Origin of the sequence: Burkholderia sp. AU28863, from assembly GCF_002223195.1 — a bacterium.
GTDB classification, from domain to species: Bacteria; Pseudomonadota; Gammaproteobacteria; order Burkholderiales; family Burkholderiaceae; genus Burkholderia; species Burkholderia sola.
Genome location: NZ_NKFE01000004.1, coordinates 807759 through 826942, shown reverse-complemented (window position 1 = coordinate 826942; position 19184 = coordinate 807759). Strand labels below are relative to the sequence as shown.

Below are 19184 nucleotides of genomic sequence, written 5' to 3'. Positions count from 1 at the left end.
TTGAAGGTGGCGAGCGTTCAGGCCATCGCGAACGCGGCCTTCAAGTCGGCCATCCGGCGCCGTTCGCGCGCGATCATCATCCGGTTCACGACGATCACGCCGATCGTCACGGCCGTGATGAACAGCGTCGCCAGCGCGTTCATTTCCGGGTTCAGTCCCAGCCGCACGCGCGAGAACACCACCAGCGGCAGCGTCGTCGAGCCCGGCCCGGACAGAAACGCCGACAGCACCAGATCGTCGATCGACAACGTGAACGACAGCAGCCACCCCGACAGCAGCGCCTGCGAGATCAGCGGCAGCGTCACCACGAAGAACACCTTCAGCGGCGTCGCGCCGAGATCGAGCGCGGCCTCCTCGAGCGACTTGTTCATCTCCTTCACGCGCGACTGCACGATGATCGCCACGTACGACACGCACAACATCACGTGGCCGATCCAGATCGTCGCCATCCCGCGCCCCTTCGGCCAGCCGAACATCTGCTCCAGCGCGACGAACAGCAGCAGCAGCGAGATCCCCTGGATCACCTCCGGAATCACCAGCGGCGCGTTGATCATCCCCGTGTACAGCGTGAAGCCCTTGAAGCGGCCGAAGCGCGCGAGCACGAAGCCCGCCCACGTGCCGATCACGACCGACGCGGTGGCCGTCAACAGGCCGATCTTCAGCGACAGCCACGCGGCGGTCAGCAGCTCGTCGTCGTCCAGCAGCGCCGCGTACCACTTCAGCGAGAAGCCGGACCACACCGTCACCAGCTTCGATTCGTTGAACGAGTACACGACGAGGCTGATGATCGGGATGTACAAAAACAGGAAGCCGAAGGCGAGAACGCCCGTCGACAGCGGTTTGCTCGGCTTGATCATTTCGCGTCCTCCAGTTCCTTGACCTGGTAGTACTGGAACAGCGCCATCGGCACCAGCAACAGCAGCACCATCGCGACCGTCACCGCGGACGCCATCGGCCAGTCCATGTTGTTGAAGAATTCATCCCACATCACGCGGCCGATCATCAGCGTGTCGGCCCCGCCGAGCAGCTCGGGGATCACGTACTCGCCCACTGCCGGGATGAACACCAGCAGGCTGCCGGCGATGATCCCGTTCTTCGACAGCGGCAGCGTGATGCGCGTGAACGCGACCCACGGTTTCGCGCCGAGGTCGTACGCGGCTTCGAGCAGCGTCAGGTCCATCTTCACGAGGTGCGCATAGAGCGGCATCACCATGAACGGCAGGTACGAATAGACCATCCCGATATAGACGCCCGCATCGCTGTGATAGAGCCGCAGCGGCGTGTGGATGATGCCGAGCGCGATCAGCGTGTGGTTCAGCAGGCCGTCGTCCTTCAGGATGCCGATCCATGCGTACACGCGGATCAGGAACGACGTCCAGAACGGCAGCATCACGGCCATCATCAGCACGTTGCGGCGGTTCGGCTCCGAGCGCGCGATGTAGTACGCCATCGGATAGCCGATCAGCAGGCACAGCACGGTCGACACGGCGGCCATCTTCAGCGAGCTGAGGTAGGTCGCGATGTACAGGTCGTCCTGCAGCAGGAACGCGTAGTGCGACAGCTGCAGCGCGAAGTGCACGACGCCGTCCTTGAACTCGACGAGCGACGTGTACGGCGGGATGCCCATCACCTGGTCGGCAAAGCTGATCTTCAGCACCAGCACGAACGGCAGCGCGAAGAACACGGCCAGCCACAGGAATGGCACGCCGATCGCGACCGTGCGGCCCGACGGCAGCAAGCGCGACAGCGCGGCGAAGCGGCCGCGGCGTCGGGAAGCCGGCGTGGCGGCGGCCGTGCCGGTCGACACCGGCGCGGAAGGCGTGGAAGCGGAGGTTCTCATCGCGGCGTCCTCACTGCGTCAGCACGACGCCGCTGGCCGGCGACCACGACACGAACACGTCGTCGTTCCACGCCGGTGCGCCGTCGTTCATCAGGTGCGAGCTCGACAGGTTCGACACCACCGTCTTGCCGCTCGGCAGACGCACGTGATACAGCGAATAGCTGCCCATGTACGCGATGTCGGTGACGACGCCGCGCGCCCAGTTGTGCCGCGCGCCCGGCTTCTCGCGCGACACGTGCACGCGCTCCGGACGCACCGAGATGCCGACCGGCATCCCGAGCGGGCCGGTCACGCCGTGGCTCACGTACATGCGGTTTTCGAGGTCGTCGCTTTCGACGAAGATGTGATCGGGCTCGTCCTCGACCACGCGCCCCTCGAACAGGTTGGTCGAGCCGATGAATTCGGCCGAGAAGCGGCTGTTCGGGTATTCGTACACTTCGCCGGGCGAACCGATCTGCACGATCTTGCCTTCGCTCATTACCGCGAGGCGGCTCGCCATCGTCATCGCCTCTTCCTGGTCGTGCGTGACCATCACGCAGGTCACGTCGACCTTCTCGATGATGTTCACGAGTTCGAGCTGGGTTTTCTGGCGGATCTTCTTGTCGAGCGCGGACATCGGCTCGTCCAGCAGCAGCAGCTTCGGGCGCTTCACCAGCGAGCGGGCCAGCGCGACGCGCTGCTGCTGGCCGCCCGACAGCTGATGCGGCTTGCGCTTCGCGTACTTGCTCATCTGCACGAGCGCGAGCGCATCGGCCACGCGTTCCCTGATTTCGTTCTTCGGCGTGCCTTCCTGCTTCAGGCCGAACGCGACGTTCGATTCGACCGTCATGTGCGGGAACAGCGCGTACGACTGGAACATCATGTTGACCGGGCGGCGGTACGGCGGCAGCGACGCGAGGTCCTCGCCGTCGACGAAGATCTTGCCGGAGGTCGCCGTTTCCAGCCCGGCGAGCATGCGCAGCAGCGTGGACTTGCCGCAGCCCGAGCTGCCGAGCAGCGCGAACAGCTCGTTCTTCGCGATCGTCAGGTTCACGTTGTCGACGGCCGTGCTGTCGCCGAACTTCTTCACGACGTTTTCGATGCGCACGAACGCATCGTTTTGCGTACGGGGCGCGGCGGCCGGTTGGGTCTGGCGTGCAGCAGCGGAAGAGGGTATCGATTGCATGGGAGTCACCATTCGTTCTTCACGGATTGCAGGCGCGAGCGTCCCCACGCGAGGCGCGCAACGCGACTCGCGAGCAACGGCTCGTGCCGGATGGAACAGCGCGCGTGGCGCGCGGGCGGACGGAGGTCCGCGAATTTCAGGCGGGCAGGCGTACCGCGATGCCTGCGCCGCCGTGCGGCATCGCGATCAGTGGCCCGTCTTCAACTGGGCCCACAGACGGTTCTCGAGGCGCAGGATCTCGGCCGGCATCGGCTTCATCAGCACCATCTTCTTCAGCACGTCTTCGGGCGGATAGACGGTCGGGTCCTGCGCGACGGCCGGCGTGACGAACTGATGCGCGGCCTTGTTCGCGGTCGGGTAGAACACCGTGTTGGTGATCGCCGCGTTGACCTTCGGGTCGGAAATGTAGTTGATCCACTTCAGCGCGGCCTCGGGGTGCGGCGCATCCTTCGGGATCACCATCACGTCGAACCACAGCAGCCCGCCTTCCTTCGGGTTCGAGAACTTGATGTCGTACGAACGCTTCGCTTCGGCCGAGCGGCGGTGCGCGATGCCGACGTCGCCCGACCAGCCGAGCACGACGCACACGTCGTTGTTCGCGAGGTCGTTGATGTAGCCGGACGAGTTGAACTGGGTGATGTACGGGCGGACTTTCTTCAGGACTTCGAATGCAGCCTGGTAGTCGCCGGGGTTCTTGCTGTTCGGGTCCTTGCCCATGTACTGCAGCGTGGCGGCGAACACGTCGACGGCCTGGTCGAGGAACGACACGCCGCAGCTCTTCAGCTTCTCCATGTTGGCCGGATCGAACACCAGCGCCCAGCTGTCGACCGGCGCCTTGTCGCCGAGCGCCTTCTTCACCGCCTGCGCGTTGTAGCCGATACCGTCCGTGCCGTACGCCCAGGGCACGCCGTACTGGTTGCCCGGGTCGGCGTCCGAGATCATCTTCATCAGCAGCGGGTCGAGGTTCGCGAGGTTCGGAATCTTCGACTTGTCGAGCTTCTGGTACACGCCGGCCTGGATCTGCTTGGCCATGTAGTTCGACGTCGGCACGACGATGTCGTAGCCGGAGCTGCCGGCCAGCAGCTTCGCCTGGAGCGTGTCGTCGCTGTCGTAGTTGTCGTACTTGACGTGAATACCCGTCTGCTTCTGGAAGTTCGGGATCGTGTCCGGCGCGATGTAGTCGGACCAGTTGTAGACGTTCAGGTCCTCGGCATGGGCCGACGGGCTGGCGACAGACGTGAACGCGGCCACCGCGGCAAGGGCCGCGATGGAACAGGCTTGGCGAAGTAAGCAGGCACGCATGGTGGAATTCCCTTGGGTGATGGCGGCGTACGGCGCCCGCCGCACGCCTGTAGGCAAAACCGTTACGAAATACCCAGTTGCTGGGCGGTGGCATCGACGGCCTTCTTCGCCTTCGACACGAGTTCATCGATTTCCTGGCGCGAGATCACGAGCGGCGGCGACAGCAGCATCCGGTCGCCGGTCGCGCGCATGATCAGGTTGCCGTTGAAGCAGAAGTCGCGGCAGATCGTGCCGACGTCGCCGCCGTTCGCGAAGCGGCGGCGTTCGGCCGGCGCTTCGGCCAGCTGCAGGCTCGCGACCATTCCGTGGCCGTGCACTTCGCCGACGATCGGATGACGCGCGAAGGTTTCGCGCATCAGCGCCTGGAAGTACGGGCCCGTGTCGGTCTTCACGCGCTCGACGATGCCTTCGTCGCGCAGCAGCTTCAGGTTCGCGACCGCGACGGCCGCCGCCACCGGATGGCCGGAGTACGTGAGGCCATGATTGAATTCGCCGTTGTCGATGATCGGGCGCGCGACGCGCTCGTGAATGCCCACCGCACCCATCGGCACGTAGCCCGACGTGAGGCCCTTTGCCATCGTGATCAGGTCCGGCTCGAAGCCGAAGTGCTGGTGCGCGAACCATTCGCCGGTGCGCCCGAACCCGCCGATCACTTCGTCCGCGACGAGCAGGATGTCGTACTTGCGGCAGATCCGCTGGATTTCCGGCCAGTACGTCGACGGCGGGAAGATCACGCCGCCCGCGCCCTGGAACGGCTCGCCGATGAACGCCGCGACGTTGTCCGCGCCGAGCTCGAGGATCTTCGCTTCGAGCTGCTGCGCACGTGCGAGACCGAACGCTTCGGGCGTCTCGCCTGGCTGCGCTTCGCCGAAGAAATACGGCTGGTCGATGTGCACGATGTGCTCGACCTTCGACGGCATCTGCTCGTGCATGTAGCCCATCCCGCCGAGCGTGCCGCCCGCGATCGTCGAGCCGTGATAGCCGTTCTTGCGCGAGATCACGTACTTCTTCTGCGGCTTGCCCTGCACGCGCCAGTACTGGTGCACGAGTCGCAGCACGGTGTCGTTGCCTTCCGAGCCGCTGTTGCAATAGAAGAAGTGGTTGAAACCGGCGGGCGTCACCTCGGCGAGCATCGCCGACAGCTCGATGATCGGTGGATGCGTGGTCTTGAAGAACGTGTTGTAGAACGGCAGTTCCTGGATCTGGCGATACGCGGCGTCGGCGAGTTCCTTGCGGCCGTAGCCGACGTTCACGCACCAGAGGCCGGCCATCCCGTCGATCACCTTGTTGCCGTCCGAGTCCCACAGGTAGACGCCGTCGGCCTTGACGATCACGCGGCTGCCGGCTCGGTTGAGCGCGCCCATGTCGGAGAACGGGTGGATGTGGTGCGCGGCGTCGAGCGCGCGGTATTCGGCGGTCGTGCGTGCCTGCGTCGCGCGCGGCGCGGCGGCGGCTGCGGCGGTCGGTGCGGCCGGCTGGATCCAGGCAGATTCGTTGCGGTAGGTCATGTTTCCTCCGTGATTCCGTATGCGGTGATGCACGCTCAAACGTGCAGCAGCAGATGGCGGCGTTCCCACGAGCTGATCACGCGGAAGAACGCTTCGTATTCGGTTTCCTTCAGCGCGAAATACGCCTTCAGGAACTTGGGCCCGAGGATCTCGCCGAGCGGCTCGCACGCGGCCATCAGCGTCAGCCCTTCCTCGAGGTTGCGCGGCAACTGGTACGGCAGGCTGTAGCCGTCGCTCACCAGCGGCTCGGTCGGCTCCAGGCGCTGCGTCATGCCGAGATAGCCGGCCGCGAGCGTCGCCGCGAGCGCGAGGTACGGGTTGCAGTCGACGCCGGGAATCCGGTTTTCGATGCGGCGCGCGGCCGGGCCCGAGTGCGGGATGCGGAACCCCACCGTGCGGTTGTCGTAGCCCCACTGCACGTTGATCGGCGCGGCCATGAAGCGCGACAGGCGGCGATACGAGTTGATGTACGGCGCGAAGATCGGCATCAGCGCCGGTGTGTACTTCTGCAATCCCGCGAGGTAGTTGTAGAACATCGACGTCGCGCCGCCGGTTTCGGACGACGTGAACAGGTTCTGGCCCGTTTCCTCGTCGACGATGCTCTGGTGCACGTGCATCGCCGAGCCCGGTTCGTTTTCCATCGGCTTGGCCATGAACGTCGCGTACATGTTGTGACGCAGTGCGGCCTCGCGCACCGTGCGCTTGAACAGGAACACCTGGTCGGCCAGCGACAGCGCGTCGCCGTGCATGAAGTTGATCTCCATCTGCGCGGCGCCGACTTCATGGATCAGCGTGTCGATGTCGAGGTTCTGCGCTTCGCAGTACTCGTAGATGTCCTCGAACAGCGGGTCGAACTCGTTGACGGCCTCGATCGAATACGACTGGCGGCCCGTTTCGGGGCGGCCCGTACGGCCCACGGGCGGCCGCAGCGGCAGGTCCGGGTCCTTGTTCATGTCGACCAGATAGAACTCGAGTTCGGGCGCCACGACCGGCTTCCAGCCCTTCGCCTTGTACAGGTCGAGCACGCGGCGCAGCACATAGCGCGGCGAGATCTCGACCGGCGAGCCGTCGAAGTGCACGCAATCGTGGATCACCTGCGCGGTCGGATCGACGGCCCACGGGATCAGCCGGATCGTCGACGTGTCGGGCACGCACACCATGTCGGGATCGGTCACGCCGGTGAGCGACCCGTCTTCCGGATAGTCGCCGGTGACGGTCTGCACCATCACCGCCTGCGGCAGGCGCATCGATTCGCCGGACGTGAACTTGTTGCGCGGCGTGATCTTGCCGCGCGCGATGCCGGCCATGTCGGGAATGATCGCTTCGATCTCGGTGATCCGGTGCTGCTTCAGAAAGTCTTCGATGTCTTGCATGTCTGTTCTCGTTGTCTGGTGGGCGCGCTCAGGCGAGCGCGGCGGCGGCCATGGCGCGCGTGCGTGTGGCGCGGCGGGCGCGGCACGCATCGCCGAACGCGCGGAAGATCGCGCTCGACAGCGGGTCCTGCGCGTGTCGCCATTCCGGATGCCACTGCACGGCCAGCGCGAACGCCGGTGCGTCGACGACGCTCACGGCCTCGATCAGGCCATCCGGCGCGACGGCCTCGACGGCAAGGCCGGAGCCGAGCTGCGCGATGCCCTGCTTGTGCAGCGAGTTCACGTGCACTTCGTCGCGGCCGCCGGCGAGCGCGTGCAGCTTGCCGCCGGGCGTCAGGCGCACGACGTGCGCGGGGCCGTATTGCGTATCCATCGGCGCGTCGTCGTCCTCGCGGTGATCGGCGAAGCCGGGCACTTCATGTACGCGCTGGTGCAGCGTGCCGCCGCAGACGACGTTCAACTCCTGGAAGCCGCGGCACACGGCAAGCACGGGCACGCCAGCGACGATTGCCGCGCGCAGCAGCGGCAGCGTCGTCGCGTCGCGTGCGGGGTCGTGCTTCGTGCCGGGCTCGCTCGGCTCGCCGCCGTACCGATGCGGTTCGACGTTCGAGTAGCTGCCGGTAAACAGCAGCCCGTCCACGGCGTCGAGCACGTCGGCGATCGACTGTCGCTCGCCGAGCGCCGGCAGCACCATCGCGAGCGCCTGTGCGCCGTCGACGATCGCGGCGACGTATTTGTCACCGACCGTATGCGACGCGTGTGCGCCGATCTGGGTGAGGTCGGCGGTGATGCCGACGAGAGGTTTCCTTTCCATGACGTCAATCAGTAATCCATAGGGACGTGACGCGCGTCGGCCCGAATGCGGCAAAACGCGGGCGCGACACGACCCCGCAGCCCGGCGCTGAGCGCAGGGCCGCTGGTGAATGGGCGCAACGGGATGGCGTGGCGATCCGCGCTGCGCGCGACGGTCAGGCCGTCGTTCGTTTCATTGCGATACGCGACGCGGCAACGAATGCGCGAACGCGTTCCGTCACCGCACGGACGATGCGGTTGGCGAATCGGCAGACAAAACGAACGACGTGAAGAAAGGAGAGGCGCTACGGCAGCAGCGACGCCACTTCGTCGGTATCGACGGCGACGAATGCGCGTGCGGAAACGGCGTTGTGGCGCCGAACGGAACGACGGGACAGGATGGTGTAGATCGACAGGTGAAGCAGGCGAGGACTATGCCAGCCGCAACTGCCGTCGGAAGCGGGAACGGCGCTGCGCAAACTTCGCACATCGCCTCGATCCCACCTCACCAGAGGGCCACGGACTCTCACGATTACACTCGACTGGTTTGTTGAAAGTATTGAACACCTGATCGTTTCGACGCGCGGGGCGTTTAAAATAATCGAGGCGCCGGCCCTGCGTCATTTACATCGACGGGCATCGATTGTTGCGTTGCGATAACGCTTTTCGACGCCTGTGAAAGCCAGATGACGCTGACCTGAGAGCCAGCATATACGAGCCAATAACGCCGTCAAATGTTTTTTAACGGTCCTGCATCAGGGCTTTCCCGAGCAATGCGAACAAAAGATTCGCAAAAGGAATAGTCGATGCGCCGTCCATTATTTCGAACGCCTTTCAGGGTTTTCCCCGCTGATGTGCGGCATAAAGTGATTAGAATATTCAACGGCAGTCCACCGCGTCGTTTCACTTTGTCATCGCACTTATCGTGTCCGAAACCGAATCGATGTCCACCGAAGTCGCCGAGCGCCTGCGTTTCGTGCGCAACAAGCATGGCCTGTCGCAGCGCGAACTCGCGAAACGCGCCGGCGTCACCAACGGCACGATCTCGCTGATCGAACAGGGCCGCGTGAGCCCGTCGGTCGGCTCGCTGAAGAAACTGCTCGAATGCATCCCGATGAGTCTCGCGGAGTTCTTCACGTTCGAACTCGTCGAATCGCGCGCGGTCGTGTCGCGTCGCGACGAGATGCCGAACCTCGGCAACGAGTCGCTCGCGTTTCACCTGGTCGGCGCGAACGTGAAGGATCGCAACATGTGCATCCTGCGCGAGATCTACCAGCCGCTGGCCGACACGGGGCCCGAGATGCTGGTGCACGCGGGGCACGAGGGCGGCGTCGTCGTGTCGGGCCGGCTCGAGCTGACCGTCGATAGCGCGACATGGCTGCTCGACCCCGGAGACGGCTACTACTTCGAAAGCCGTTTGCCGCATCGTTTTCGCAATCCCAGCGCGGAACTGATCTGCGAGGTCGTCTCGGCCAATTCGCCGGCGACCTTCTGACCGCGTGTCACCGCATTCGCGGCAGGCCGTCAGCGCGCCATGCGCGCGGCGTGCCGCATCGCGAATGTCAAAAAACTGAGGCATCCTGATGAACAAGTTGACTTTGGCTGACTGGCAACACAAGGCGGCGGCGCTCGAGATCGACGGGCGCGCATTCATCGATGGCGCGTCGCGCGACGCGCACGGCGGCAAGACGTTCGACTGCGTGAGCCCGATCGACGGCCGCGTGCTGGCGAAGGTCGCCGACTGCGGCGAAGCGGACGTGAACGCTGCCGTCGCGGCCGCACGGCGCGCGTTCGACGCGGGCGTATGGGCCGGCCTGAACCCGCGCGCGCGCAAGGCCGTGCTGCTGCGGTGGGCCGCGCTGATGCGCGCGCATCTCGACGAACTGTCGCTGCTCGAGACGCTCGACGCGGGCAAGCCGATCGGCGACACGACGACGGTCGACGTGCCGGGTGCCGCGTACTGCGTCGAATGGTTCGCCGAGGCGATCGACAAGGTCGGCGGCGAGGTCGCGCCGGCCGATCACCATCTCGTCGGTCTCGTCACGCGCGAGCCGGTCGGCGTGGTGGCCGCCGTCGTGCCGTGGAACTTCCCGCTCCTGATGGCCGCATGGAAATTCGGCCCCGCGCTCGCGGCCGGCAACAGCGTCGTGCTGAAGCCGTCGGAGAAATCGCCGCTGACCGCGATCCGCGTCGCGCAGCTCGCGTTCGAGGCCGGCATTCCGGCCGGCGTGTTCAACGTCGTGCCGGGCGCGGGCGAACCGGGCAAGCTGCTCGCGCTGCATCGCGACGTCGACTGCATCGCGTTCACGGGCTCGACGGCGGTCGGCAAGCTGATCATGCAGTACGCGGCGCAGTCGAACCTGAAGCGCGCGTGGCTCGAGCTCGGCGGCAAGTCGCCGAACATCGTATTGCCCGATTGCCCCGATCTCGACCGCGCGGCGCAAACGGCGGCCGGCGCGATCTTCTACAACATGGGCGAGATGTGCACGGCCGGCTCGCGGCTGCTCGTGCATCGCGACATCAAGGACGCGTTCATCGAGAAGCTCGTCGCGGCCGCCCGCGCGTACGTGCCGGGCAATCCGCTCGATCCGTCGGTATCGATGGGCGCGATCGTCGACGGCATCCAGCTCGAGCGTGTGCTCGGTTACATCGAGGCGGGGCGCAACGAAGGCCGGCTCGTCACCGGCGGTGCGCGCGTGAACGCGGAAACGGGCGGCTTCTATGTGGAACCGACGGTGTTCGAGGTGAAGCCCGACGCGAAGATCGCGCGCGAGGAAATCTTCGGGCCGGTACTGTCGGTGATCGTGTTCGACGACGTCGACGAGGCCGTGCGGATCGCGAACGACACCGAATACGGGCTGGCCGCGGCCGTGTGGACGTCGAACCTGACGACCGCGCACGACGTGTCGCGCCGGCTGCGTGCGGGCACCGTGTGGGTGAACTGCTATGACGAGGGCGGCGACATGAACTTCCCGTTCGGCGGCTACAAGCAGTCGGGCAACGGTCGCGACAAGTCGCTGCATGCGCTCGAGAAATACACCGAACTGAAGTCGACGCTGATCCGGCTGCGCTGACACGCCGCCGGGCGCGGGCGCGTCGCTGTCCGGCGCTGCGCCCGCGGCCTTCGGCGCGCGTTACGCGGTGCGCAGCGCGGGATGGAAGCCAGCGGCTTCGATGATCGACTGCACGCGCTCGGCGCCTTGCGCCGAGTCGACCTTGACGATCTTCGCCGCGACGTCGATGTCGAGCTTCGCGGCGGGGTCGGCGGCCGTCACCGCGCGCGTGATGGCGTTGGCGCAGCCGCCGCAGGTCATGTCCTGGACTTCGAATTCCATCGTGTTCTCCCGGGTGGGTGGTTGGTGAGTACGTTCAGCATGAAGGTTGCCATGGTGGGAAGGTCAAGTGCTGCATGCAGCGATGCGCATCGCATCAGCCATTTGTAATGCTGATGTCTGACGAATAGCCATTCGTGTGCGCGCGTCAGTCCGAATTTGTCCCGATTGACGGCTGCACGTTGTCGGCAAAATCCCGCGAACCCTTGCGCGCCAACGAGCGCGCGGGATCGACGACGCACGATCTCCATGCGCCGAGTAAGGGTACTCCGAGGTGAAAATGCGAATCGATCTTAGTATCGATTCCCTTCCATATTTCCGTTCATTACATCCATGACCCGTTTCGCTATCGGTTTCGCACTGGCCCTGCTGGGCGCCTCGGCCACGTCCGCCTTCGCCGCCGACGACGTCGTCAACCTCACGTTGAAGGACCACAAGTTTTCGCCCGACGGCGTGACGATCCCTGCCGGCAAGAAGGTGAAGTTCATCGTGAAGAATCTCGATGCGACGCCGGCGGAATTCGAAAGCGACGACTTCAAGGCGGAGAAGGTCGTGCCGGCCGGCAAGTCGGTCGAGATCCTGGTCGGGCCGCTGAAGGCCGGCACCTACGAGTTCCACGACGAGTATCACGAAGCGCAGTCGAAGACGCACCTGACCGTCAAGTAAGCCGATACCGACATGCTGTCTACTGCCCTGATCGTCTTTCGTGAAGTGCTCGAGGCCGCGCTGGTGGTCTCGATCGTGATGGCCGCCACGAAGGGCGTGCCGCGGCGCGGCTGGTGGGTCGGCGGCGGGCTGGTCGGCGGCGTGGTCGGCGCCGGCCTGATCGCGGCGTTCGCCGACGTGATCTCGCAATGGGCGTCCGGCATGGGGCAGGAAGTCTTCAACGCGGGCGTGATGTTCGTCGCGACGCTGATGCTCGCGTGGCACTGCATCTGGATGAGCCGGCACGGCCGCGAAATGGCGCTGCACATGGGCGAGGTCGGCCGCGCGGTCGCGGCCGGAAGCCGGCCGTTGACCGGGCTCGCGATCGTGGTCGGCGTCGCGGTATTGCGCGAGGGCTCCGAGGCCGTGCTGTTCCTGTACGGGATCGCGGCGGGCGAGCCGGGGCAGACGCCGCAGATGATCGCCGGCGGGCTGCTCGGCGTGCTCGGCGGCGCCGGCCTCGGCTACGCGATGTATGCGGGCCTGCTGCAGATTCCGTTGAAGCGCCTGTTCTCCGTCACGAACGCGCTGATCGTGCTGCTCGCCGCGGGCATGGCGAGCCAGTGCGTCGGCTTCCTGCTGGCCGCCGGCCTCGTGCCGTCGTGGGGCGATGCGGTCTGGGACACGTCGTGGCTGCTCAAGGAATCGAGCATCGTCGGCAAGGCGCTGCATACGCTGATCGGCTATACCGCGCGTCCGGCGGGCATCCAGATCGCCGCGTACGTCGCGACGCTGGTGGCGATCCTCGTGCTGGCGCGGCTCGTCGGTCGGCCGCAGGAGACGGTGAGGCCGCCGCACGCCGCGGCGTGAGTGTTTCCGGGCTTCCGGGTTCGAATGAAAGAAGGGGCGTCATGGACGCCCCTTCTTTTATTTGCGACGCGCGACGCACCTGCGTGGCCCCGGTGACGGCGGCCGCGGATGCGCGTGGTTGCGTTCGGTCAGCTGTGGTTGTCGATCCACGCGCGTGCCCATTCGAGCCCTGCGTCGCGCGCGTCGTCTTCGGTGTCGAACACGCCGAGCACGCCCGACGCCTCGACGAGCCGGTTGTTCTGCGTGATCGTGCCGCTCGCCGCGAAGCGCTCGGGCTGCATGATCTCGTCCTGCTGCAGGATCGCGTGGCCCCAGATCTGGTAGCCGTGGTAGGTCTGCGCTTCCATTATCGAGTCACCTCCGCGGAGCGGCCTTGCGTGCCGACCTGCAGCACGTTGCCGTCCGGCGTGTATTGACGCGGGATGTCGGAGAAGGTGAGCGCGCGCGTCGCGTCCGGCGCGGCCGGCTGCATCACCGTGAGACGCCCGGGCGCGGGGTGCGCGACGGGGCGCGGGGCGGCCGGGGTGTCGGTCGCGGCCGGGCGATTCGAGCCGGCTTTCACGGCCTGCGCGACGCGGCGCTTGGGCGGTTTCGCGGCGGCTTTCGGCGTGGCGCTCGCGTGCTTCTCCGCGCGCTTGCCGGTGCGCGCGTCGGCGCCAGGGCGTGCAGCCGGCGTACGCGCCGCCGGTTGCCGCGCCTCGGGCGGGTTCCAGACCTCGACATAGTGCTCGGCGGCCCAGCCCGTCGACGCGAACGTCAGCGCGAGCAATCCGCATCCAAACAGTCTTACCATTGTCTCTCCGTCATATTCGTTGCGGCGCGCGTCCAGCCGGGACCGTGCAGGGGCGTTCGGGGAATGCCGGCTCAGGAGAACACCTCGAGCCCGTGTTTTTCGACGATCTGGAGCATGCGCGCGGCGATGCCGCTGGGCCGCTTGTCGCCCTGTTCCCATTGGCGGATCGTCGATGTCGTCGTGTTCAGGTAGAGCGCGAACACGCTCTGGCTGACGTTGACCGACTTGCGGATGCGGGCGATCGCTTCCGGATCGAACTGCGGCGCGGCTTCGATGCGGAGATCGTCGTATTCCCGCATCGTCTTCTTGTCGATCAGGTTGGCGCGATACAGGCCCGACGCGGCGCTGTGGGCCGCCTCCGTCGCGTCGCCCTTGAATCGACTCTTGGCCATTGCAAATCTCCACAAGCTCTTTCAGTGCGACCGGCGTCGCGATGTCGCTGTCGATGTGTCGACCTACGTCCGCGGCGAGCTTTCCGAACGCGCGACGTTCGCATGCGTCGATTTCTTCCAGACGTTGCCGCCGAGATCGACGCCCTGGCCGCGGGCCAGTTCCCGCACCGCGCGGCAGAGTTCGCCATCGGCGATTCCCGCCTTTCCGGCCGCCTTGTGAAACCTCTTCGTCTTGAAGACGCGTCGTACGGAAGCAGGCATGTCGAGCCGGTCGAGTCAGCACAGGATTATATACCACTACGTGGTACATATTTCGACCTGGCCGAACGGCCTGCCTCGCGCCGCAAGCAGTCGGGACGACCCGGCGAGGGGCCATCCTGTTGCCCCGTTTTACTCCACCGTCACCGACTTCGCGAGGTTGCGCGGCTTGTCGACGTCGGTGCCGCGCGCGCACGCGGTGTGATACGCGAGCAGTTGCAGCGGCACGACGTGCAGGATCGGCGACAGTTGCCCGTAGTGCTCCGGCATCCGGATCACGTGCAGGCCGTCGTCGTTGACGATCTGCGTGTCGGCATCCGCGAACACGTAGAGCTCGCCGCCGCGCGCGCGCACTTCCTGCATGTTCGACTTCAGCTTCTCGAGCAGCGTGTCGTTCGGCGCGACCGTGACGACCGGCATCGCTTCCGTGACGAGCGCGAGCGGCCCGTGCTTCAGTTCGCCGGCCGGATAGGCCTCGGCGTGGATGTACGAGATTTCCTTCAGCTTCAGCGCGCCTTCGAGCGCGATCGGGTAGTGCAGCCCGCGGCCGAGGAACAGCGCGTTTTCCTTGCGCGCGAATTCCTCCGACCACGCGATGATCTGCGGCTCGAGCGCGAGCACGCTGTTCAGCGCGGCCGGCAGGTGGCGCAGCTCCTTCAGGAATTGCGCCTCCTGCGCGGCGTCGACGTGCCCGCGCAGCTTGCCGAGCGTCGCGGCCAGCACGAACAGCGCGACGAGCTGCGTCGTGAACGCCTTCGTCGACGCGACACCGATCTCGGTGCCCGCGTGCGTCAGGAACTGCATCTCGGTCAGGCGCACCATCGCGCTCGTCGCGACGTTGCACACCGCGAGCGTATGCGTGTGGCCGAGCGACTGCGCATGCTTGAGCGCCGCGAGCGTATCGGCCGTCTCGCCCGACTGCGAGATCACCAGCACGAGCTGGCGCGGGTTCGGCACCGACTCGCGGTAGCGGTATTCGCTGGCGATCTCGACCTGGGTCGGGATCTTCGCGATCGATTCGAGCCAGTACTTCGCGGTGAGGCCCGAGTAGTAGCTCGTGCCGCACGCGAGGATCAGCAGGCTGTCGATCTCCGCGAACGCGGCGGGGGCCGCATCGCCGAACAGCGTCGCGTCGAAGGCTTCCGTCTGCGGCACGGTGTCGCCGATCGCGCGCGGCTGCTCGAAGATTTCCTTCTGCATGAAGTGGCGATACGGGCCGAGTTCGACCGCGCCGCCGTATGCGCTGACCACGCGGATTTCACGCTGCACGGTGGCGCCGTGACGATCGACGATCGTCACGCCGTCGAGCGACAGCTCGCACACGTCGCCTTCCTCGAGGAACGTGAAGCGGTCGGTGCTGCCGGCCAGCGCCAGCGCGTCGGACGCGAGGAAGTTCTCGCCGTCGCCGTGACCGACGACGAGCGGCGAACCCTGGCGCGCGCCGACGACGGTGTGCGGCTGGTCCTTGTGGATCACGGCGATCGCATATGCGCCGTGCAGCTGGTGCACGGCTTCGCGCACCGCGTCGAACAGGTTGCCGCGGTACAGGCTGTGCACGAGGTGCGCGATCACTTCGGTGTCGGTCTGCGACACGAATTCGTAGCCCTTCGCGCGCAGCGTTTCGCGCAGCGTCTCGAAGTTCTCGATGATGCCGTTGTGCACGAGCGCGAGTGCGTTCGACGAGAAGATCGGGTGCGCGTTGTGCGTGACGGGCGCGCCGTGCGTGGCCCAGCGCGTGTGTGCGACGCCGGTCGTACCTTCGAGGTGCGTGTCGCGCACCTGCGCATCGAGATCGGCCACGCGTGCGACGCTGCGCGCGCGCTTCGGTGCGCCCGGCTCGAGCACGGCGACGCCGCACGAGTCGTAGCCACGGTATTCGAGGCGCCGCAATCCTTCGATGAGGACCGGAACGATATTACGTTGCGCAACTGCGCCGACAATGCCGCACATGAATGGTCAATCCTGTCAGTCGAAGCGGGCGCCGCGCGGGCGCCCGCAAAAGGTTCAGCTCTTTTTCTTGACCGGGCGGACGTAGCCGCTCTTCGCGGTCTGCGTCTTCTCGTTCAACGCGAGGACGCCTTCGGCGACGTCCTTCCAGATCGTCGTGCCGGCCGCGATCGTCACGCCGCGGCCGACGCGCACGGGCGCGACGAGCTGCGTGTCGGAGCCGACGAACACGTCGTCCTCGATCACGGTGCGGAACTTGTTCGCGCCGTCGTAGTTGCAGGTGATCGTGCCCGCGCCGATGTTCACGCGCGCGCCGATGTCGGCGTCGCCGATGTACGTCAGGTGATTCGCCTTCGAGCCGTGGCCGATCACCGCGTTCTTCACCTCGACGAAGTTGCCGACGTGCGCTTCGTCCGCGAGCTGCGCGCCCGGGCGCAGCCGCGCGTACGGGCCGATCACGGTGTTCGCGCCGAGCACGGCGCCGTCGATGTGCGTGAACGCGTCGATGCGCGTGCCCGCGCCGATCGACGCGTTGCGGATCACGCAGTTCGCGCCGATCGTCACGTTGTCGGCGAGCGTCACGTTGCCTTCGAACACGCAGTTCACGTCGATCGACACGTCGCGGCCGCAGCGCAGCGTGCCGCGCACGTCGACGCGCGCCGGATCGGCGAGCGTCACGCCGTCGACGAGCAGCGCATCGGCGACGTTGCGCTGGTGAATGCGTTCGAGCTCCGCGAGTTGCGCCTTGCTGTTCACGCCGAGCGTTTCCCATTCGTCGTCGGGCTGCGACGTGACGACCTCGAAGCCGGCCTCGATCGCGAGTTCGACGACGTCGGTCAGGTAGTACTCGCCCTGCGCGTTTTCGTTCTTCAGCGCGCCGAGCCACATCGACAGCTGGGCCGTCGGCGTGACGATGATGCCGGTGTTGATCTCGGCGATCCGCAGCTCGTCCGGCGACGCATCCTTCTGCTCGACGATGCGCGTGACGAAGCCGGCCGCGTCGCGCACGATGCGGCCGTAGCCGGTCGGGTCGTCGAGCGTGACGGTCAGAATGCCGTAGCGGCCGTCGCGCGCGGCGTCGACGAGACGCTGCAGCGTCGACGCGCGGGTGAGCGGCACGTCGCCGTACAGCACGAGCGTCGGTTGCGCGGGATCGAGGAGCGGCAGCGCCTGGCGCACCGCGTGGCCGGTGCCGAGCTGCTCGGCCTGCACCGCGAACTGGACGTCGGGCGCGGCGACGGCGGCCTGGACCTGCTCGGCGCCGTGGCCGACGACGACGACGAGCCGGGACGGCTGCAGCGTGCGCGCGGTGTCGATGACGTGGGACAGGAGCGGCCTGCCGGCCAGGGGGTGAAGCACTTTCGGCAGCGCGGAACGCATGCGCTTGCCGGTGCCTGCCGCCAAAATCACGATATTCATGGCGCGCGCTTGGGTCAGAGTTCGAAGCCGTCCATTTTAGCATGCGGCCCTTGTCGCTCCGGGCCTGTCGCGGCGCGGCGACAACGCCGAAACGAGGCCGTTGGCCCCGGTTTCGGCGGGTGTTCGGTCCCTGCTTACAGGTCGTCGAACTGGACGATCGAGATCGGTCGGGCCGCGACCGGTTTGCCGGCGCCGGGCGCCGTCGCGTCGTCGCCCGATGCGCACGGCTCCTCGTCGAACGCGATGTCGCCTTGCGGATCGGCTTCACCCGTCGCGCGCAGCGACTGGAACGGGTACAGCGTCGTGTCCATCAGGTGCGACGGCACGACCTTCGCGAGGGCGTTGAACATGTTGTCGACGCGGCCCGGGAAGCGCTTGTCCCATTCGCGGATCAGCGCCTTCATTTCCGCACGCTTCAGGTTCGGCTGGCTGCCGCACAGGTTGCACGGGATGATCGGGAATTCGCGCAGCTCCGCGTATTTCTCGAGATCGGTTTCCTTCACGTACGCGAGCGGGCGGATCACGATGTTCTTGCCGTCGTCCGACTGCAGCTTCGGCGGCATTCCCTTCAGCTTGCCGCCGTAGAACATGTTCAGCAGCAGCGTCTGCACGATGTCGTCGCGGTGATGGCCGAGCGCGATCTTGGTCGCGCCGAGCTCGCCGGCCACGCGGTACAGGATCCCGCGGCGCAGCCGCGAGCACAGCGAGCAGGTCGTCTTGCCTTCCGGCACGAGCCGCTTGACGATGCTGTAGGTGTCCTGGTTCTCGATGTGGAACGGCACGCCGACCTGCTTCAGGTATTCGGGCAGCACGTGCTCGGGGAAGCCCGGCTGCTTCTGGTCGAGGTTCACCGCGACGATGTCGAAGTCGATCGGCGCGCGCTCGCGCAGGCGCAGCAGCACGTCGAGCATCGCGTAGCTGTCCTTGCCGCCCGACAGGCACACCATCACCTTGTCGCCCTGCTCGATCATGTTGTAGTCGCCGATCGCCTGGCCGACCTGGCGCACGATCCGCTTGAACAGCTTGTTGTTCTCGTACGCTTCCTTCTGCTCGCGGCGCGTCAGCGCGGGGCGGCCGGTTTCGGCGGTCGCGGCGTCGGCCGCCGTGTCGTTCATGTGGGGGGCGTTCATTGGCGCTCCTCGTCCTTGATGCGAAAGACTTCGACGCCGACGGCGTCGCAGTCCGGATAGGCGTCCGGTTTCTCGGTACGGACGCGTACCGCGCGCACGGCGTCGTGCGCCAGCAGGTGCGCGGCGATCGAATCGCACAGCGTTTCCTGCAGATGAATGTGGCCGCGCGCGAGGCACTGCGCGACGCTCTGCTTCATCAGGTCGTAGTCGACGACTTCATGCAGCCGGTCATCGACGGGCGTCGACTGCGCAAGCGGCACGAACAGGTCGACGTTGATGACGACGCGCTGCTCGCCGCGCTTCTCGTGTTCGAAGGCCCCGATGTTGATGTGCACCTCGTAGTCGCGCAGGTAGAGCCTGCGGCAATCCGCGAGGCGGGGGTGCAGGAGAGCGGAAAACATGGTCGTCCCAGTCAAAT

Annotated in this window: 20 protein-coding genes and 1 pseudogene; 4 read left to right on the top strand and 17 right to left on the bottom strand. The window is 66.2% G+C overall.

The window, feature by feature from the left end; all coding sequences use genetic code 11:
- Positions 1-17: 17 nt before the first annotated feature.
- From CFB81_RS15460 to CFB81_RS36560, 8 genes are all read right to left on the bottom strand, one after another.
- Positions 18-857, bottom strand: a complete 840-nt coding sequence (locus CFB81_RS15460; RefSeq protein WP_050014285.1) for an ABC transporter permease subunit — start codon at positions 855-857, stop codon at positions 18-20.
- Positions 854-1840 carry an ABC transporter permease subunit gene (locus tag CFB81_RS15455; protein WP_089435731.1) on the bottom strand — a complete coding sequence of 329 codons (987 nt, stop codon included), beginning with the start codon at positions 1838-1840 and terminating at the stop codon, positions 854-856. Before CFB81_RS15455 ends, CFB81_RS15460 begins: the two co-directional genes overlap by 4 nt.
- Positions 1841-1850: 10 nt before the next feature.
- Positions 1851-3005: an ABC transporter ATP-binding protein gene (locus CFB81_RS15450; RefSeq protein ID WP_089435730.1), complete on the bottom strand. Its 1155-nt coding sequence runs from the start codon at positions 3003-3005 to the stop codon at positions 1851-1853.
- Between the two features lie 186 nt (positions 3006-3191).
- Positions 3192-4307 (bottom strand): polyamine ABC transporter substrate-binding protein, encoded by a 1116-nt coding sequence (locus CFB81_RS15445; RefSeq protein ID WP_089435729.1) that lies wholly within the window; start codon positions 4305-4307, stop codon positions 3192-3194.
- 62 nt (positions 4308-4369) lie between these two features.
- A complete protein-coding gene (locus CFB81_RS15440) occupies positions 4370-5815 on the bottom strand; it encodes an aspartate aminotransferase family protein (protein ID WP_089435728.1) in 1446 nt (481 codons plus the stop codon).
- Between the two features lie 35 nt (positions 5816-5850).
- Positions 5851-7188, bottom strand: coding sequence for a glutamine synthetase family protein (locus CFB81_RS15435; protein ID WP_089435727.1), 1338 nt, complete (start codon positions 7186-7188; stop codon positions 5851-5853).
- A 28-nt stretch (positions 7189-7216) separates the two neighbouring features.
- Entirely contained in the window at positions 7217-8002 is a 786-nt protein-coding gene (locus CFB81_RS15430; protein WP_069621835.1) for a gamma-glutamyl-gamma-aminobutyrate hydrolase family protein, read from the bottom strand.
- Between the two features lie 283 nt (positions 8003-8285).
- Positions 8286-8468: a hypothetical protein gene (locus CFB81_RS36560; RefSeq protein ID WP_006488040.1), complete on the bottom strand. Its 183-nt coding sequence runs from the start codon at positions 8466-8468 to the stop codon at positions 8286-8288.
- Between the two features lie 455 nt (positions 8469-8923).
- Here CFB81_RS36560 and CFB81_RS15420 point away from each other — a divergent pair, with 455 nt between their 5' ends.
- Positions 8924-9475: a cupin domain-containing protein gene (locus CFB81_RS15420; protein ID WP_011546390.1), complete on the top strand. Its 552-nt coding sequence runs from the start codon at positions 8924-8926 to the stop codon at positions 9473-9475.
- A gap of 88 nt (positions 9476-9563) precedes the next feature.
- On the top strand, positions 9564-11054 hold the full coding sequence (locus tag CFB81_RS15415; protein ID WP_069621836.1) for an aldehyde dehydrogenase: 1491 nt from the start codon (positions 9564-9566) through the stop codon (positions 11052-11054).
- Positions 11055-11114: 60 nt separating this feature from the next.
- Here the strand turns inward: CFB81_RS15415 and CFB81_RS15410 are convergent, their stop codons facing one another.
- Positions 11115-11315 carry a heavy-metal-associated domain-containing protein gene (locus CFB81_RS15410; RefSeq protein WP_006477591.1) on the bottom strand — a complete coding sequence of 67 codons (201 nt, stop codon included), beginning with the start codon at positions 11313-11315 and terminating at the stop codon, positions 11115-11117.
- Between the two features lie 330 nt (positions 11316-11645).
- Between CFB81_RS15410 and CFB81_RS15400 the strand changes: the two genes are divergently transcribed.
- Together CFB81_RS15400 and CFB81_RS15395 are read left to right on the top strand one after the other, a co-directional pair.
- Positions 11646-11978, top strand: a complete 333-nt coding sequence (locus tag CFB81_RS15400) for a cupredoxin domain-containing protein (protein ID WP_069621837.1) — start codon at positions 11646-11648, stop codon at positions 11976-11978.
- 12 nt (positions 11979-11990) lie between these two features.
- Positions 11991-12827 (top strand): FTR1 family protein, encoded by an 837-nt coding sequence (locus tag CFB81_RS15395; RefSeq protein ID WP_069621838.1) that lies wholly within the window; start codon positions 11991-11993, stop codon positions 12825-12827.
- Positions 12828-12955: 128 nt separating this feature from the next.
- On the opposite strand, the gene CFB81_RS15390 is transcribed toward CFB81_RS15395, so the two are convergent.
- The 8 genes and pseudogenes from CFB81_RS15390 to CFB81_RS15355 all read right to left on the bottom strand — a co-directional run bounded on the left by CFB81_RS15390 (position 12956) and on the right by CFB81_RS15355 (position 19167).
- Positions 12956-13174, bottom strand: a complete 219-nt coding sequence (locus tag CFB81_RS15390) for a hypothetical protein (protein ID WP_006477594.1) — start codon at positions 13172-13174, stop codon at positions 12956-12958.
- Positions 13174-13620: a hypothetical protein gene (locus CFB81_RS15385; RefSeq protein ID WP_089435859.1), complete on the bottom strand. Its 447-nt coding sequence runs from the start codon at positions 13618-13620 to the stop codon at positions 13174-13176. Before CFB81_RS15385 ends, CFB81_RS15390 begins: the two co-directional genes overlap by 1 nt.
- Positions 13621-13691: 71 nt before the next feature.
- Complete coding sequence (locus CFB81_RS15380; protein WP_089435725.1) at positions 13692-14012, bottom strand: DNA-binding transcriptional regulator; 321 nt, start codon at positions 14010-14012, stop codon at positions 13692-13694.
- Positions 14008-14273: pseudogene (locus tag CFB81_RS15375) on the bottom strand (type II toxin-antitoxin system RelE/ParE family toxin); the annotation flags it as partial. The pseudogene CFB81_RS15375 and the gene CFB81_RS15380, both read right to left, overlap by 5 nt.
- 129 nt (positions 14274-14402) lie before the next feature.
- Positions 14403-16220, bottom strand: a complete 1818-nt coding sequence (gene glmS, locus CFB81_RS15370; protein WP_069620133.1) for a glutamine--fructose-6-phosphate transaminase (isomerizing) — start codon at positions 16218-16220, stop codon at positions 14403-14405.
- Between the two features lie 54 nt (positions 16221-16274).
- Positions 16275-17636 (bottom strand): bifunctional UDP-N-acetylglucosamine diphosphorylase/glucosamine-1-phosphate N-acetyltransferase GlmU, encoded by a 1362-nt coding sequence (gene glmU, locus CFB81_RS15365; RefSeq protein ID WP_069620134.1) that lies wholly within the window; start codon positions 17634-17636, stop codon positions 16275-16277.
- Between the two features lie 134 nt (positions 17637-17770).
- On the bottom strand, positions 17771-18766 hold the full coding sequence (ttcA, locus tag CFB81_RS15360) for a tRNA 2-thiocytidine(32) synthetase TtcA (protein WP_089435724.1): 996 nt from the start codon (positions 18764-18766) through the stop codon (positions 17771-17773).
- Positions 18763-19167 (bottom strand): dihydroneopterin aldolase, encoded by a 405-nt coding sequence (locus CFB81_RS15355; protein ID WP_069620136.1) that lies wholly within the window; start codon positions 19165-19167, stop codon positions 18763-18765. The genes ttcA and CFB81_RS15355 overlap by 4 nt, the downstream gene beginning before the upstream one ends.
- Between the last annotated feature and the right edge of the window lie 17 nt (positions 19168-19184).